Genomic DNA, 15,149 nt, shown 5'->3' on the forward strand with positions numbered 1-15,149 from the left:
TTGTAAATGAGCATTCCGAAGCCGCTTTCAACGCAGTTTTTCCGACGCGCAGCAGGTCGTGAGCAGGCTCGGAGAGAGCCACCATGAACGCCGCCCGAGAAACCATCGCCGCCGTCGCCACCGCCCAGGGTCGTGGCGGGGTCGGCATCGTGCGGGTCTCCGGGCCACGGGCGCGGGCCATCGGCATCACCTTGAGCGGCCTCGAAGCCAAGCCACGGCATGCCCACTACGGGCCCTGGCACGACGACGGCGGCGAAGTGATCGACCAGGGCCTGCTGCTGTTCTTCCCCGGCCCGCATTCCTTTACCGGTGAAGACGTGCTGGAACTGCAGGGCCACGGCGGCCCGGTGGTGCTCGACATGCTCCTGCAGCGCTGCCTGCAGCTCGGCGCCCGCCAGGCACGGCCCGGCGAGTTCAGCGAGCGCGCCTTCCTCAACGACAAGCTCGACCTGGCCCAGGCCGAGGCGATCGCCGACCTGATCGAAGCCAGCTCGGCCCAGGCCGCACGCAATGCCTTGCGCTCGCTGCAGGGCGAGTTCTCGCGGCGCGTGCATGGTCTGACCGAGAAGCTGATCGAGCTGCGAATCTACGTGGAAGCAGCGATCGACTTCCCCGAGGAAGAAATCGATTTCCTCGCCGATGGCCATGTACTCGGCATGCTGGATGGCGTGCGCGACAACTTATCCACAGTGCTGCGCGAGGCCGGACAAGGCGCCCTGCTGCGTGATGGCATGACTGTGGTCATCGCCGGCCGGCCCAATGCCGGCAAGTCCAGCCTGCTCAACGCCCTCGCCGGGCGCGAGGCGGCCATCGTCACCGAGATCGCCGGGACCACCCGCGACGTGCTGCGCGAACATATCCACATCGACGGCATGCCGTTGCACGTAGTGGATACCGCCGGCCTGCGCGACACCGACGACCAGGTCGAGAAGATTGGCGTGGAACGCGCCCTCAAGGCCATCGGCGAGGCGGATCGGGTGCTGCTGGTGGTCGACTCGACCGCGCCAGAAGCGGCTGATCCCTTTGCCCTGTGGCCGGAATTCCTCGATCAGCGCCCCGATCCAGCGCGAGTCACCCTGATTCGCAACAAGGCCGACCTGTCGGGCGAAGCCGTGGCGCTGGATACCTGCGCGGATGGTCATGTCACCCTCAGCCTGTCGGCCAAGTCCAACGACGGCCTGGATCTGCTGCGCGAACACCTCAAGGCCTGCATGGGCTACCAGCAGACCACCGAGAACAGCTTCAGCGCCCGCCGCCGCCATCTGGAAGCCCTGCGCCAGGCCTCCAGCCACCTCGAGCACGGCCGCGCGCAGCTGACCCTGGCTGGGGCCGGCGAGCTGCTGGCCGAGGATCTACGTCAGGCCCAGCAAGCCCTGGGCGAGATCACCGGTGCCTTCAGCTCCGACGACCTGCTCGGACGCATCTTCTCCAGCTTCTGCATCGGCAAATAAACCCGCTTAAGCAGCATCCGCCTGCCTGGTCCAAGGCGGATCGCCCCTGCCCGGCAGTTATCCAATGGGCTACAAAGGCGAACCTAAGCCCTGTGGAAAACCCAGCCTAAGCCCGGTCTATAAGTAGGCTTGAAAGCTGAAGATAAAACCCTCTGTGCATAACTAGCCATTCCATCCACAGCTAGTGGGCAGCTTGCCCAGTGGAAAGTGCCAGGATCAGCACAGGTTTATCATTCGCTGTACAGCTTGCCAGCAAAGGGCTGTAGCGCTTTATCCACAGAAAACGCCTTGACCATATATAAAAATAAAAATAAGGCTTTATAAAACTTCATTCTTTTATTCTCTATAAACCTGAAGCCTTACCGACTGGCTATTTTTTGTGCAGAAGGCTTCATTCACTCCGGCTAAGTCCCTATACTTGCGCCCCTTCTCTTTTTCCCCCTTTTCTACAGGCACGAGGTGCGTGGTGGACTTCCCTTCCCGTTTTGACGTGATCGTGATCGGTGGCGGTCATGCCGGTACCGAGGCTGCATTGGCAGCGGCACGCATGGGCGTGAAGACCCTACTGCTGACCCACAACGTGGAAACCCTCGGCCAGATGAGCTGCAACCCAGCCATCGGCGGTATCGGCAAGAGCCACCTGGTCAAGGAAATCGACGCCCTCGGCGGTGCCATGGCACTCGCCACCGACAAGGGCGGCATCCAGTTTCGCGTGCTCAACAGCCGCAAGGGCCCGGCTGTACGTGCCACTCGCGCCCAGGCCGACCGCGTGCTGTACAAAGCCGCGATCCGCGAGATCCTGGAAAATCAGCCGAACCTGTGGATATTCCAGCAGGCTGCCGACGACCTGATCGTCGAGCAGGACCAGGTCAAAGGCGTGGTCACCCAAATGGGCCTACGCTTCTTCGCCGATTCAGTGGTACTGACCACCGGAACCTTCCTCGGCGGACTTATCCACATTGGTCTGCAGAACTACTCCGGCGGCCGTGCCGGCGATCCGCCCTCGATCGCCCTGGCCCAGCGCCTGCGTGAGTTACCGCTGCGCGTCGGTCGCCTGAAGACCGGCACCCCACCGCGCATCGACGGCCGTTCGGTAGATTTCTCGCTGATGACCGAGCAACCGGGCGATACGCCGATCCCGGTGATGTCCTTCATGGGTAACAAGGACATGCATCCACGGCAGATCAGTTGCTGGATGACCCACACCAACGCGCGTACCCACGAGATCATCGCCAGCAACCTGGATCGCTCGCCGATGTACTCCGGCGTGATCGAGGGAATCGGTCCACGCTACTGCCCGTCGATCGAGGACAAGATCCATCGCTTCGCCGACAAGGACAGCCACCAGGTGTTCATCGAGCCGGAAGGCCTGACCACTCATGAGCTGTACCCCAATGGCATCTCCACCTCGCTGCCGTTCGATGTGCAGCTGCAAATCGTGCGTTCCATCCGTGGCATGGAGAACGCCCATATCGTGCGGCCCGGCTACGCCATCGAGTACGACTACTTCGATCCGCGCGACCTCAAGTACAGCCTGGAGACCAAGGTTATCGGCGGCCTGTTCTTCGCCGGGCAGATCAACGGCACCACTGGCTACGAAGAAGCCGGCGCCCAGGGCCTGCTGGCCGGGGCCAACGCCGCGCTGCGCGCCCAGGGCAAGGAAGCCTGGTGCCCGCGCCGCGACGAGGCCTACATCGGCGTACTGGTCGACGACCTGATCACACTGGGCACCCAGGAGCCGTACCGCATGTTCACCTCGCGCGCCGAGTACCGGCTGATCCTGCGCGAGGACAACGCGGACCTGCGCCTGACCGAGAAAGGCCGCGAGCTGGGCTTGGTCGACGATGCCCGCTGGGCCGCCTTCGAAGCCAAGCGTGAAGGCATCGTTCAGGAAGAACAGCGCCTGAAGAGCACCTGGGTGCGCCCAGGTACACCCCAGGGCGATGCCATCATGGAGCGCTTCGGTACGCCGTTGGCTCATGAGTACAACCTGCTCAACCTGCTCAGCCGCCCGGAAATCGACTACGCCAGCCTGATTGAGGTGACCGGCGCCGGTGCCAGCGACCCGCAGGTCGCCGAGCAGATCGAGATCAAGACCAAGTACGCCGGCTACATCGAGCGTCAGCAGGAAGAGATCGAGCGCCTGCGTGCCAGCGAAGACACCCAGCTGCCGGCCGATATCGACTACGCCGGGATCTCCGGGTTGTCCAAGGAGATCCAGGGCAAGCTGGGTAACAGCCGCCCCCAGACCCTCGGCCAGGCCTCGCGGATCCCCGGCGTGACCCCGGCGGCGATTTCCCTGCTGCTGATTCATTTGAAGAAACGCGGCGCTGGCCGTCAGCTGGAGCAAAGCGCCTGATGTCTGCCGTTACCCAACGCCATGCCGAAGAACTCGCGCAAGGCGCGCAGACGCTTGGCGTCGCCGTATCCGCCCAGCAGCAGGAGCAGCTGCTGGCCTACCTGGCGCTGCTGATCAAATGGAACAAGGCCTACAACCTGACCGCCGTGCGCAACCCGGACGAAATGGTTTCGCGCCATCTGCTCGACAGCTTGAGCGTGGTGCCTTTTGTCGCCGAGCATGGCGATAACTGGCTGGACGTCGGCAGCGGCGGCGGCATGCCGGGGATTCCCCTGGCCATCCTGTTTCCCGAGCGGCAGTTCACCCTGCTCGACTCCAATGGCAAGAAGACCCGCTTCCTGACTCAGGTGAAGCTGGAGCTGAAGCTGGCCAACCTGGAAGTTATCCACAGCCGGGTCGAAGAGTTCCAGCCGGAGGTGCCTTTCAGCGGTATTTGCTCGCGTGCCTTCAGCTCGCTGCAGGATTTCTCCGACTGGACCCGGCATCTAGGCGACGGCCATACCGAGTGGCTGGCGATGAAGGGCGTGCATCCGGATGACGAGCTGCAGGCCCTGCCGGCGGACTTTCGTCTGCAAAGCACGCACGTGCTCAAGGTTCCCGGTTGCCAAGGCCAGCGCCATCTGTTGATACTGCGTCGCTTGGTCTAGGGGGAACGGCAGCATGGCTAAAGTATTCGCGATCGCCAACCAGAAAGGCGGAGTCGGCAAGACCACTACCTGCATCAATCTGGCGGCATCCCTGGTCGCTACCAAGCGCCGTGTGCTGCTGATCGACCTCGACCCGCAGGGCAACGCCACCATGGGCAGTGGCGTCGACAAACAGACCCTGGAACACTCGATCTACGACGTACTGATCGGCGAGAGCACGGTCGGCGAAGCCATGCAGTTCTCCGAGCATGGCGGTTACCAGTTGCTGCCGGCCAACCGCGACCTGACCGCCGCGGAAGTAGGTCTGCTGGAAATGAAGATGAAGGAGAGCCGCCTGCGCTATGCGCTGGCGCCGATCCGCGAGAACTACGACTACATCCTCATCGACTGCCCGCCGGCGCTGTCGATGCTCACGGTCAACGCCCTGGTCGCCGCCGACGGGGTGATTATCCCCATGCAGTGCGAGTACTACGCGCTGGAAGGCCTGAGCGACCTGGTCAACAGCATCCAGCGCATCGCCGAACTGCTCAACCCGAGCCTGAAGATCGAAGGCCTGCTGCGCACCATGTACGACCCGCGCATCAGCCTGACCAACGATGTCACCGCGCAGCTCAAGGAGCATTTCGGCGACAAGCTCTACGACGTGGTCATCCCGCGCAACGTGCGCCTGGCCGAGGCGCCCAGCTTCGGCATGCCGGCACTGGTCTACGACAAGCAATCCCGTGGTGCCATTGCCTACCTGGCCTTGGCCGGCGAACTGGTGCGCCGTCAGCGCAGCAGCGCCAAAACTGCTACCGCCTAAGGAATCCCATGGCCCTCAAGAAACGTGGACTCGGCCGCGGGCTAGACGCCCTGCTCGGCGGCACCTCCGCTGCCGCCCTGGAAAACGAAGCCGTACAGGCCGACACCCGTGAGCTGCAGCATCTGCCGCTGGATCTGGTGCAGCGTGGCAAATACCAGCCGCGCCGCGACATGGACCCGGGTGCGCTCGAAGAGCTGGCCAACTCGATCAAGGCCCAGGGTGTGATGCAGCCGATCGTGGTGCGCCCCATCGGTGGCGGCCGCTTCGAGATCATCGCCGGTGAGCGCCGTTGGCGCGCCAGCCAGCAGGCCGGCCTGGAGAGGATCCCGGCCATGGTCCGTGACGTAACGGACGAAGCGGCCATCGCCATGGCGCTGATCGAGAACATCCAGCGCGAAGACCTCAATCCGATCGAGGAAGCGGTGGCGTTGCAGCGTTTGCAGCAGGAATTCGAGCTGACCCAGCAGCAGGTCGCCGACGCGGTGGGCAAGTCGCGGGCAACCATCACCAACCTGCTGCGCCTGATCGCCCTGCCGGAAGAGATCAAGACCCTGCTGTCCCATGGCGATCTGGAAATGGGCCATGCCCGCGCCCTGCTCGGTTTGCCCGCCGAACAGCAGGTCGAAGGTGCGCGACATGTTGTCGCACGCGGCCTGACGGTGCGTCAGACCGAGGCCCTGGTGCGGCAGTGGTTGAACAGCAAGGAAAAACCGGTGGCCGCGGTCAAGAGCGATCCGGACATCAACCGCCTGGAACAGCGCCTGGCCGAGAAGCTAGGGGCTCCGGTGCAGATCAAGCATGGTCCGAAGGGCAAGGGTCAGCTGGTCATCCGCTACAGCTCGCTGGACGAGTTGCAGGGCGTTTTGGCGCACATTCGCTAATTCGGGGAAACAATTGCACATCTTTGGTGCTGTGCCGGACGGTCGGAATTCACTACCGGCCAGTTGAATGGGGGTAGAACCCACCCTATACTTCGCGCGCATTTTGTCGGCACAAAATATGCCAAGTGATTGATTTTAGGCGGCCGACGCCAGAGGAACAGTAGTGATGGATGCCCGCACGCCAAACCGCCTGCCCTTCCATCGTTTGCCGGTTTTTCCGGTGCTGCTCACTCAATTGGCCGTGTTGCTGCTGGCTGCTGCTACCCTGTACGGCTGGCGCGGCCCGGTGAGCGGTTACTCGGGACTCTGTGGGGGGGCTGATTGCCTGGCTGCCCAACCTGTATTTCGCCCACAAGGCGTTCCGTTTCAGCGGGGCGCGGGCGGCTCAGAACATCGTCCGGTCTTTTTATGCCGGCGAGGCGGGCAAACTGATTCTGACGGCAGCGTTATTCACGCTGGCGTTTGCAGGGGTGAAACCTCTGGAAGCACTGGCGCTGTTCGGTGTCTTCCTACTGACCCAAGGGGTCAACTGGTTCACACCGCTGCTGATGAGAACAAGACTTTCGAGACCTTAGAGCGTTTGAGGCAAACATGGCAGAACAAACCGCTTCGGGCTACATCCAGCACCACCTGCAGAACCTGACTTTTGGGCAACTGCCGACTGGTGATTGGGGCTTCGCCCACACCGCACAAGAAGCAAAGGAAATGGGCTTCTGGGCATTCCACGTGGATACCCTGGGTTGGTCCGTCTTCCTCGGCCTGATCTTCATCCTGCTGTTCCGCTCGGCCGCCAAGCGCGCCACCAGCGGCCAACCGGGTGGCCTGCAGAACTTCGTCGAAGTGCTGATCGAGTTTGTCGACGGCAGCGTCAAGGACACCTTCCACGGCCGTAACGCGCTGATCGCGCCGCTGGCCCTGACCATCTTCGTCTGGATCTTCCTGATGAACCTGATGGACCTGGTGCCGGTCGACTTCCTGCCGATGCTGGCCGCGACCATCACGGGCGACAGTCATCTGCCGTTCCGCGTGGTGCCGACCACCGACCCGAACGCCACCCTGGGCATGGCCCTGTCGGTGTTCGCCCTGATCATCTTCTACAGCATCAAGGTCAAGGGCATCGGCGGCTTCCTCGGCGAGCTGACCCTGCATCCTTTCGGCAGCAAGAACATCGTCGTGCAGATCCTGCTGATCCCGGTGAACTTCCTCCTCGAGTTCGTCACCCTGATCGCCAAGCCGATTTCCCTGGCTCTGCGTCTGTTCGGCAACATGTATGCCGGCGAACTGATCTTCATCCTGATTGCCGTGATGTTCGGCAGTGGCATGTTCCTGCTCAGCACCCTGGGTGTTGTACTGAACTGGGCGTGGGCGGTGTTCCACATCCTGATCATCACCCTGCAGGCGTTCATCTTCATGATGTTGACCATCGTCTACCTGTCGATGGCGCACGAAGACAACCATTAAGAGCGCCCTGCGCCTCTGATGACCTTCTCCCTCTGGGAGAGGGTGCCCGAAGGGCGGGAGAGGGCTGACCTCTCCGAGATTGAAAAACGATTTTGCTTTACCGCTTCACTTTGAAAAACCCCTAACCAATACGACATAAAAAGTCGGGAGGAAAGATGGAAACTGTAGTTGGTCTCACCGCGATTGCTGTTGCCCTGCTGATCGGCCTGGGCGCTCTGGGTACTGCCATTGGCTTCGGCCTGCTGGGCGGCAAATTCCTGGAAGGCGCTGCGCGTCAGCCGGAAATGGTTCCGATGCTGCAGGTCAAAATGTTCATCGTCGCCGGTCTGCTGGACGCCGTGACCATGATCGGTGTTGGTATCGCCCTGTTCTTCACCTTCGCTAACCCGTTCATCGCTCAAATCCCGGCCTAATCAACTCATCGAGTTGATTAGCTGGATAGACAACGAACGAGCGAGGTATTGGCGTGAACATTAATGCAACCCTGATTGGCCAGGCCGTTGCGTTCTTCATTTTCGTGCTGTTCTGCATGAAGTTCGTATGGCCTCCGGTCATCACGGCTTTGCGCGAACGCCAGAAGAAGATCGCTGATGGTCTGGACGCCGCCAACCGTGCGGCTCGTGATCTGGAACTGGCCCACGAGAAAGTGGCTCAGCAACTGCGCGAAGCCAAAACCCAGGCTGCGGAAATCATCGAGCAGGCCAAGAAACGCGGTACCCAGATCGTCGACGAAGCCCGTGATCAGGCCCGTGTCGAAGCTGACCGTGTGAAGGCTCAGGCTCAGGCCGAGATCGAACAGGAACTGAACAGCGTCAAAGACGCCCTGCGTGCCCAAGTGGGTGCCCTGGCTGTTGGCGGTGCCGAGAAGATCCTGGGTGCAACCATCGATCAAAACGCGCATGCGGAGCTGGTTAACAAACTGGCAGCCGAAATCTAAGCGAGGGCGATCATGGCAGAACTGACCACGCTGGCCCGACCTTACGCCAAGGCTGCTTTCGAGCACGCCCAGGCCCATCAGCAACTGGCCTCCTGGTCAGCCATGCTCGGCCTGGCTGCAGTGGTGTCGCAAGACGACACCCTGCAACGCGTGCTCAAGGCCCCGCGTCTGACGAGTACAGAAAAGGCCACCACTTTTAATGAAGTGTGTGGTGACAAGTTCGATGCCCAGGCACGCAACTTCATTTCCATTGTCTCCGAACACAATCGTCTCGATCTGTTGCCGGAAATCGCCGCCCTGTTCGAGCTGTACAAAGCTGAACAGGAAAAGTCGGTGGACGTGGAAGTGACCAGTGCCTTCGCATTGAGCACCGAACAGCAAGACAAACTCGCCAAGGTTCTCAGCGCACGGCTCAGTCGAGAAGTGCGTCTGCACGCGACGGAAGACGCCACCCTTATCGGTGGTGTGGTAATCCGCGCGGGCGACCTGGTTATCGATGGCTCGGTTCGCGGCAAAGTCGCGAAGCTGGCCGAAGCGTTGAAATCTTGAGTTTGAAGGGGCAGCAGAGCAATGCAGCAACTCAATCCTTCCGAAATTAGTGAAATCATCAAGGGACGTATCGAGAAACTCGACGTCTCTTCCCAGGCTCGTAACGAAGGCACCATCGTCAGCGTGTCTGACGGTATCGTGCGGATCTATGGTCTCGCCGACGTCATGTACGGTGAAATGATCGAGTTCCCGGGCGGCGTCTACGGTATGGCCATGAACCTTGAGCGCGACTCCGTCGGCGCCGTGGTTCTGGGTGCCTACCAGTCGCTGGCCGAAGGCATGAGCGCCAAGTGCACCGGCCGCATCCTGGAAGTCCCGGTTGGTCCGGAACTGCTGGGTCGCGTGGTCGATGCACTGGGTAACCCGATCGACGGCAAAGGCCCGCTGAACAACGTCGTTAGCGACGCGGTTGAGAAGGTTGCGCCGGGCGTGATCTGGCGTAAGTCGGTCGACCAGCCGGTGCAAACCGGTTACAAGTCGGTCGATGCCATGATCCCGGTAGGCCGTGGCCAGCGCGAGCTGATCATCGGTGACCGTCAGATCGGTAAAACCGCTCTGGCCATCGACGCCATCATCAACCAGAAAGACAGCGGCATCCGTTGCGTCTATGTGGCTATCGGTCAGAAGCAATCGACCATCGCCAACATCGTACGCAAGCTGGAAGAGAACGGCGCCCTGGCCAACACCATCGTGGTGGCTGCGTCCGCTTCCGAATCGGCTGCCCTGCAGTTCATCGCACCGTACGCCGGTTGCACCATGGGCGAATACTTCCGCGACCGCGGTGAAGACGCCCTGATCGTGTACGACGACCTGTCCAAGCAAGCCGTTGCCTACCGCCAGATCTCCCTGCTGCTGCGCCGTCCGCCGGGCCGCGAAGCTTACCCGGGCGACGTGTTCTATCTCCACAGCCGTCTGCTGGAGCGCGCTTCCCGCGTTTCCGAAGAGTACGTCGAGAAGTTCACCAATGGCGCCGTGACTGGCAAGACCGGTTCGCTGACCGCTCTGCCGATCATCGAAACCCAGGCTGGCGACGTTTCCGCGTTCGTTCCGACCAACGTGATTTCGATCACCGACGGTCAGATCTTCCTGGAATCGGCCATGTTCAACTCGGGTCTGCGTCCGGCCGTCAACGCCGGTATCTCGGTATCCCGCGTGGGTGGTGCTGCTCAGACCAAGATCATCAAGAAGCTCTCCGGTGGTATCCGTACCGCTCTGGCTCAATACCGTGAACTGGCGGCTTTCGCCCAGTTCGCTTCTGACCTGGACGAAGCCACCCGCAAGCAGCTTGACCATGGTCAGCGTGTAACCGAGCTGATGAAGCAGAAGCAGTACGCGCCGATGTCCATCGCCGAGATGGCTCTGTCGCTGTACGCCGCCGAGCGTGGCTTCCTGGTGGACATCGAAGTCGCCAAGATCATCAGCTTCGAGCAGGCCCTGATCGCCTTCTTCAACCGTGAGAACGCCGCACTGATGGCGAAGATCAACGAGAAGGGCGACTTCAATGACGACATCGATGGCCAGCTGAAAGCCGGTATCGAGAAGTTCAAGGCCACTCAAACCTGGTAAGCCGCAGCGGGGATCGCAAGATCCCCGCTTGCTAACCTGATAGGTGTTACATGGCAGGCGCAAAAGAGATTCGCAGCAAGATTGCGAGCATCAAAAGCACGCAGAAGATCACCAGCGCCATGGAAAAGGTGGCGGTCAGCAAAATGCGCAGAGCACAAATGCGCATGGCGTCGAGCCGTCCCTACGCGGAGCGTATCCGTCAGGTGATTGGTCATCTGGCCAACGCCAACCCGGAATACCGTCATCCGTTCATGATCGAGCGCGAAGTAAAGCGCGTCGGTTATGTGGTGGTGAGTTCGGACCGTGGTCTGTGTGGTGGTCTGAATACCAACCTGTTCAAGGCTCTGGTCAAGGACATGGCGAGCAATCGCGAGCAAGGCGTAGAGGTTGATCTCTGCGTGATTGGTACCAAGGGCGCGGCGTTCTTCCGCAACTTTGGTGGCAATGTCGTTGCTGCGATCAGCCACCTGGGCGAGGAACCGTCGATCAATGATCTGATCGGTTCGGTCAAGGTCATGCTCGATGCCTACCTCGAAGGTCGCATCGATCGTCTGTCCGTGGTCTCGAACAAGTTCATCAATACCATGACGCAAAAGCCGACAGTGGAGCAGTTGATTCCGCTGGTGGCGACTCCGGATGCTGGGCTCAAGCACCACTGGGACTACCTCTACGAACCCGATGCCAAACAGCTGCTCGAAGGCTTGATGGTGCGCTACGTGGAATCGCAGGTATACCAGGCGGTGGTCGAGAACAACGCGGCTGAACAAGCGGCGCGGATGATCGCGATGAAGAACGCCACCGACAACGCTGGCGATCTGATCAAAGACCTGCAGCTGATTTACAACAAGGCGCGTCAGGCAGCGATCACCCAGGAAATTTCGGAAATCGTCGGCGGCGCTGCCGCGGTTTAAAGAACGGTTCAAATATTCAGAGGAACCAAAGATGAGTAGCGGACGTATCGTTCAAATCATCGGCGCCGTCATCGACGTGGAATTCCCGCGTGATCAGGTGCCGGCAGTCTACGAAGCGCTGAAAGTAGTCGGCGCCGAAACCACTCTGGAAGTTCAGCAGCAGCTGGGCGACGGCGTGGTTCGCTCCATTGCCATGGGTTCGACCGAAGGCCTGAAACGCGGCCTGGACGTCTCCCGTACCCACAAGGCCATCTCCGTACCGGTCGGTAAAGCGACCCTGGGCCGGATCATGGACGTACTGGGCAACCCAATCGACGAAGCCGGCCCGATCGGCGAAGAAGAGCAGTGGGAAATCCACCGCCCTGCGCCGTCCTACGCTGAACAAGCGGGCGGCAACGAGCTGCTGGAAACCGGCATCAAGGTTATCGACCTGGTTTGCCCGTTTGCCAAAGGCGGTAAAGTCGGTCTGTTCGGTGGTGCCGGTGTCGGCAAGACCGTAAACATGATGGAACTGATCCGTAACATCGCCATGGAACACAGCGGTTATTCCGTGTTCGCTGGTGTGGGTGAGCGTACTCGTGAGGGTAACGACTTCTACCACGAGATGAAGGACTCCAACGTTCTCGACAAGGTAGCCCTGGTTTACGGTCAGATGAACGAGCCGCCAGGCAACCGTCTGCGCGTAGCCCTGACCGGCCTGACCATGGCCGAGAAGTTCCGTGACGAAGGTCGTGACGTACTGTTGTTCGTCGACAACATCTACCGTTACACCCTGGCCGGTACCGAAGTATCCGCACTGCTGGGCCGTATGCCTTCCGCGGTGGGTTACCAGCCGACCCTGGCCGAGGAAATGGGCGTTCTGCAAGAGCGCATCACCTCCACCAAGAACGGTTCGATCACCTCGGTACAAGCCGTATACGTACCTGCGGACGACCTGACCGACCCGAGCCCGGCGACCACCTTCGCCCACTTGGACGCCACCGTCGTACTGTCGCGTGACATCGCTTCCCTGGGTATCTACCCGGCCGTGGACCCGTTGGACTCCACCTCCCGTCAGCTCGATCCGCTGGTGGTTGGTGTTGAGCACTACGAGACCGCGCGTGGCGTGCAGTACGTACTGCAGCGTTACAAGGAACTGAAGGACATCATCGCGATCCTCGGCATGGACGAACTGTCCGAATCCGACAAGCAGCTGGTATCCCGTGCTCGTAAGATTCAGCGCTTCCTGTCCCAGCCGTTCTTCGTGGCCGAAGTCTTCACCGGTTCGCCAGGCAAGTACGTTTCCCTGAAGGACACCATCGCTGGTTTCAGCGGTATTCTGAAAGGTGACTACGATCACCTGCCGGAGCAGGCGTTCTACATGGTTGGCAGCATCGACGAAGCAATCGAGAAAGCCAAGAAACTGTAATCCCCTGTGCGCCCGGCAACGGGCGCGACAAGGGTCGTTTACAGCGTTGCGAGCGAAGACCAGGCAAGGCGAAAACGATGAAGACGCGGAATTTACTTGGGTAAATGAGCAGTCTGAAGCGGTTTTCAACACAGCTTGGTCGAGCGCAGTAGCTGCAAACGATCCGACATGTGAGGCTAGATATGGCTATGACAGTCCATTGCGACATCGTCAGCGCAGAAGCGGAGATCTTCTCCGGTCTGGTCGAGATGGTGATTGCGCACGGTAACCTGGGTGATCTCGGTATCGCTCCAGGCCACGCGCCGCTGATCACCGATCTCAAGCCGGGTCCGATCCGCTTGGTCAAGCAGGGTGGCGAAGCTGAGGTGTTCTACATCTCCGGCGGTTTCCTCGAAGTGCAGCCGAACATGGTGAAGGTCCTGGCCGACACCGTGACCCGCGCTGCCGACATCGACGAAGCAGCTGCTCAGGAAGCCCTCAAGGCTGCTGAGAAAGCGCTGCACGAGCATGACGCCGAGTTCGACTACGGTTCCGCTGCCGCTCACCTGGCAGAGGTCGCGGCCCAGCTGCGTACCGTGCAACAGATGCGCAAGAAGTTCTGAGGCGCGTCCTCCGGCTTCAGTGCAAGCAAGTAAAAGGGTAGCCTTGGCTACCCTTTTTCTTTTTCTACGAGTAGCCCGGATGCAATCCGGGACGGTTACCCCGGATTGCATCCGGGCTACTTAATAGGATCTGCCCCCATGTCCCTCGATATTGTCATCCTCGCCGCCGGCCAGGGCACCCGTATGCGTTCGGCACTGCCCAAGGTGCTGCACCCGATTGCCGACAAGTCCATGCTCGGCCATGTGATCGACACGGCGCGCCAGCTTTCGCCACGCAAGATCCATGTGGTGATTGGTCATGGCGCCGAGCTGGTCCGCGAGCGTCTGGCGGCTGACGATATCCACTTCGTGCTGCAGGCCGAACAACTCGGTACTGGCCACGCGGTGGCTCAGGCGCTGCCGGCGTTGGAAGCGGACAAGGTGCTGATCCTCTACGGCGATGTGCCGCTGACCCGGGTAGAAACCCTGGCCCGCCTGCTGGAGCAGGCCAACGACACCCAGCTGGGCCTGCTGACGGTCAATCTGGCCGATCCCACCGGCTATGGCCGGATCATTCGCGACGCTGCCGGCCAGGTACAGGCGATTGTCGAGCACAAGGATGCCAGCGACGCGCAGCGCGCCATCCGCGAGGGCAACACCGGCATTCTCGCCGTACCCGGCAAGCGCCTCGGCGGCTGGCTGGGGCGTCTGTCCAACAGCAACGCCCAGGGCGAGTACTACCTCACCGATGTGATCGCCATGGCAGTGGCCGACGGCCTGGTGGTGGCTACCGAAACCGCCCAGGACGAACTGGAAGTGCTCGGCGCCAATGACCGCATCCAGCTGGCCCAGCTCGAGCGTCACTACCAGCAGCGCGCCGCCCGTAGCCTGATGGCCCAGGGCGTGACCCTGCTCGACCCGGCACGCTTCGACCTGCGTGGCGAAGTGAAAGTTGGCCGCGATGTGCTGATCGATGTGAACGTGATTCTCGAAGGCCAGGTGGTCATCGAGGACGGTGTGCAGATCGGCCCCAACTGCGTGATCAAGAACAGCACCCTGCGCCGCGGCGCCATCGTCAAAGCCAACAGCCATCTGGAAGGTGCCGAACTGGGCGAGGGCGCCGACTGCGGCCCGTTTGCCCGCTTGCGCCCGGGTGCGAAGCTGGGTGCCAAGGCCCATGTCGGAAACTTCGTCGAGCTGAAGAACGCCGTGCTGGGCGAGGGCGCCAAGGCCGGCCACCTGAGCTACCTGGGCGATGCCGAGATCGGTGCGCGCACTAACATCGGCGCCGGCACCATCACCTGCAACTACGACGGCGCCAACAAGTTCCGCACTGTGATGGGCGAGGACGTGTTCATCGGTTCCAACAGCTCCCTGGTGGCACCGCTGACCCTGGGCGATGGCGCCACCACTGGCGCCGGTTCCACCGTGACCCAGGACGTACCGGCCAAGGCCCTGGCCGTCGGCCGCGCCAAGCAGCGCAACATCGAAGGCTGGAAGCGCCCGACCAAGAAGTAACGGTCGAGTGGTTATCCACAGGGAAAAGGCGGCTCAGGCCGCCTTTTGTCTATTTCAGGCTTGACCATAAGCTTTCGT

Annotated in this window: 14 protein-coding genes and 1 pseudogene; all 15 read left to right on the top strand. The window is 61.2% G+C overall.

Annotated features, from left to right (window positions below; translation table 11 throughout):
- Window positions 1-83: 83 nt before the first annotated feature.
- The 15 genes and pseudogenes from mnmE (at window position 84) to glmU (ending at window position 15,071) form a co-directional block, all read left to right on the top strand.
- Window positions 84-1,451 (top strand): tRNA uridine-5-carboxymethylaminomethyl(34) synthesis GTPase MnmE, encoded by a 1,368-nt coding sequence (gene mnmE / locus LRS11_RS05370; RefSeq protein ID WP_260495871.1) that lies wholly within the window; start codon window positions 84-86, stop codon window positions 1,449-1,451.
- 466 nt (window positions 1,452-1,917) lie between these two features.
- Entirely contained in the window at window positions 1,918-3,810 is a 1,893-nt protein-coding gene (gene mnmG / locus LRS11_RS05375) for a tRNA uridine-5-carboxymethylaminomethyl(34) synthesis enzyme MnmG (protein ID WP_260495872.1), read from the top strand.
- Window positions 3,810-4,457, top strand: a complete 648-nt coding sequence (rsmG, locus tag LRS11_RS05380; RefSeq protein WP_260495873.1) for a 16S rRNA (guanine(527)-N(7))-methyltransferase RsmG — start codon at window positions 3,810-3,812, stop codon at window positions 4,455-4,457. Before mnmG ends, rsmG begins: the two co-directional genes overlap by 1 nt.
- Window positions 4,458-4,470: 13 nt before the next feature.
- Window positions 4,471-5,259, top strand: coding sequence for a ParA family protein (locus LRS11_RS05385; RefSeq protein ID WP_260495874.1), 789 nt, complete (start codon window positions 4,471-4,473; stop codon window positions 5,257-5,259).
- A gap of 8 nt (window positions 5,260-5,267) precedes the next feature.
- Window positions 5,268-6,140: a ParB/RepB/Spo0J family partition protein gene (locus LRS11_RS05390; RefSeq protein WP_260495875.1), complete on the top strand. Its 873-nt coding sequence runs from the start codon at window positions 5,268-5,270 to the stop codon at window positions 6,138-6,140.
- 166 nt (window positions 6,141-6,306) lie between these two features.
- Window positions 6,307-6,715: pseudogene (locus tag LRS11_RS05395) on the top strand (F0F1 ATP synthase subunit I).
- A gap of 16 nt (window positions 6,716-6,731) precedes the next feature.
- Complete coding sequence (gene atpB / locus LRS11_RS05400; protein ID WP_260495876.1) at window positions 6,732-7,601, top strand: F0F1 ATP synthase subunit A; 870 nt, start codon at window positions 6,732-6,734, stop codon at window positions 7,599-7,601.
- Window positions 7,602-7,756: 155 nt separating this feature from the next.
- Entirely contained in the window at window positions 7,757-8,014 is a 258-nt protein-coding gene (atpE, locus tag LRS11_RS05405) for a F0F1 ATP synthase subunit C (RefSeq protein WP_173210797.1), read from the top strand.
- 53 nt (window positions 8,015-8,067) lie between these two features.
- Window positions 8,068-8,538 carry a F0F1 ATP synthase subunit B gene (locus tag LRS11_RS05410; RefSeq protein ID WP_043311981.1) on the top strand — a complete coding sequence of 157 codons (471 nt, stop codon included), beginning with the start codon at window positions 8,068-8,070 and terminating at the stop codon, window positions 8,536-8,538.
- Window positions 8,539-8,550: 12 nt separating this feature from the next.
- Window positions 8,551-9,087 (top strand): F0F1 ATP synthase subunit delta, encoded by a 537-nt coding sequence (locus LRS11_RS05415; RefSeq protein WP_173210800.1) that lies wholly within the window; start codon window positions 8,551-8,553, stop codon window positions 9,085-9,087.
- A gap of 21 nt (window positions 9,088-9,108) precedes the next feature.
- Entirely contained in the window at window positions 9,109-10,653 is a 1,545-nt protein-coding gene (gene atpA / locus LRS11_RS05420) for a F0F1 ATP synthase subunit alpha (protein WP_260495877.1), read from the top strand.
- A gap of 50 nt (window positions 10,654-10,703) precedes the next feature.
- Window positions 10,704-11,564 (top strand): F0F1 ATP synthase subunit gamma, encoded by an 861-nt coding sequence (atpG, locus tag LRS11_RS05425; protein WP_173210804.1) that lies wholly within the window; start codon window positions 10,704-10,706, stop codon window positions 11,562-11,564.
- A gap of 31 nt (window positions 11,565-11,595) precedes the next feature.
- On the top strand, window positions 11,596-12,972 hold the full coding sequence (gene atpD, locus LRS11_RS05430) for a F0F1 ATP synthase subunit beta (protein WP_173210806.1): 1,377 nt from the start codon (window positions 11,596-11,598) through the stop codon (window positions 12,970-12,972).
- 182 nt (window positions 12,973-13,154) lie between these two features.
- Window positions 13,155-13,574: a F0F1 ATP synthase subunit epsilon gene (locus LRS11_RS05435; protein ID WP_260495878.1), complete on the top strand. Its 420-nt coding sequence runs from the start codon at window positions 13,155-13,157 to the stop codon at window positions 13,572-13,574.
- A 138-nt stretch (window positions 13,575-13,712) separates the two neighbouring features.
- Window positions 13,713-15,071, top strand: a complete 1,359-nt coding sequence (glmU, locus tag LRS11_RS05440) for a bifunctional UDP-N-acetylglucosamine diphosphorylase/glucosamine-1-phosphate N-acetyltransferase GlmU (protein WP_260495879.1) — start codon at window positions 13,713-13,715, stop codon at window positions 15,069-15,071.
- Window positions 15,072-15,149 lie beyond the last annotated feature (78 nt).

The organism is Pseudomonas sp. J452 (assembly GCF_024666525.1).
GTDB lineage: Bacteria > Pseudomonadota > Gammaproteobacteria > Pseudomonadales > Pseudomonadaceae > Aquipseudomonas.

Coding starts and splice junctions, on each gene's coding strand:
- LRS11_RS05390 (WP_260495875.1), top strand. CDS start 5,268: ATGGCCCTCAAGAAACGTGGACTCGGCCGCGGGCTAGACGCCCTGCTC.
- atpB (WP_260495876.1), top strand. CDS start 6,732: ATGGCAGAACAAACCGCTTCGGGCTACATCCAGCACCACCTGCAGAAC.
- atpE (WP_173210797.1), top strand. CDS start 7,757: ATGGAAACTGTAGTTGGTCTCACCGCGATTGCTGTTGCCCTGCTGATC.
- mnmE (WP_260495871.1), top strand. CDS start 84: ATGAACGCCGCCCGAGAAACCATCGCCGCCGTCGCCACCGCCCAGGGT.
- rsmG (WP_260495873.1), top strand. CDS start 3,810: ATGTCTGCCGTTACCCAACGCCATGCCGAAGAACTCGCGCAAGGCGCG.
- LRS11_RS05435 (WP_260495878.1), top strand. CDS start 13,155: ATGGCTATGACAGTCCATTGCGACATCGTCAGCGCAGAAGCGGAGATC.
- LRS11_RS05415 (WP_173210800.1), top strand. CDS start 8,551: ATGGCAGAACTGACCACGCTGGCCCGACCTTACGCCAAGGCTGCTTTC.
- atpD (WP_173210806.1), top strand. CDS start 11,596: ATGAGTAGCGGACGTATCGTTCAAATCATCGGCGCCGTCATCGACGTG.
- glmU (WP_260495879.1), top strand. CDS start 13,713: ATGTCCCTCGATATTGTCATCCTCGCCGCCGGCCAGGGCACCCGTATG.
- atpA (WP_260495877.1), top strand. CDS start 9,109: ATGCAGCAACTCAATCCTTCCGAAATTAGTGAAATCATCAAGGGACGT.
- atpG (WP_173210804.1), top strand. CDS start 10,704: ATGGCAGGCGCAAAAGAGATTCGCAGCAAGATTGCGAGCATCAAAAGC.
- LRS11_RS05385 (WP_260495874.1), top strand. CDS start 4,471: ATGGCTAAAGTATTCGCGATCGCCAACCAGAAAGGCGGAGTCGGCAAG.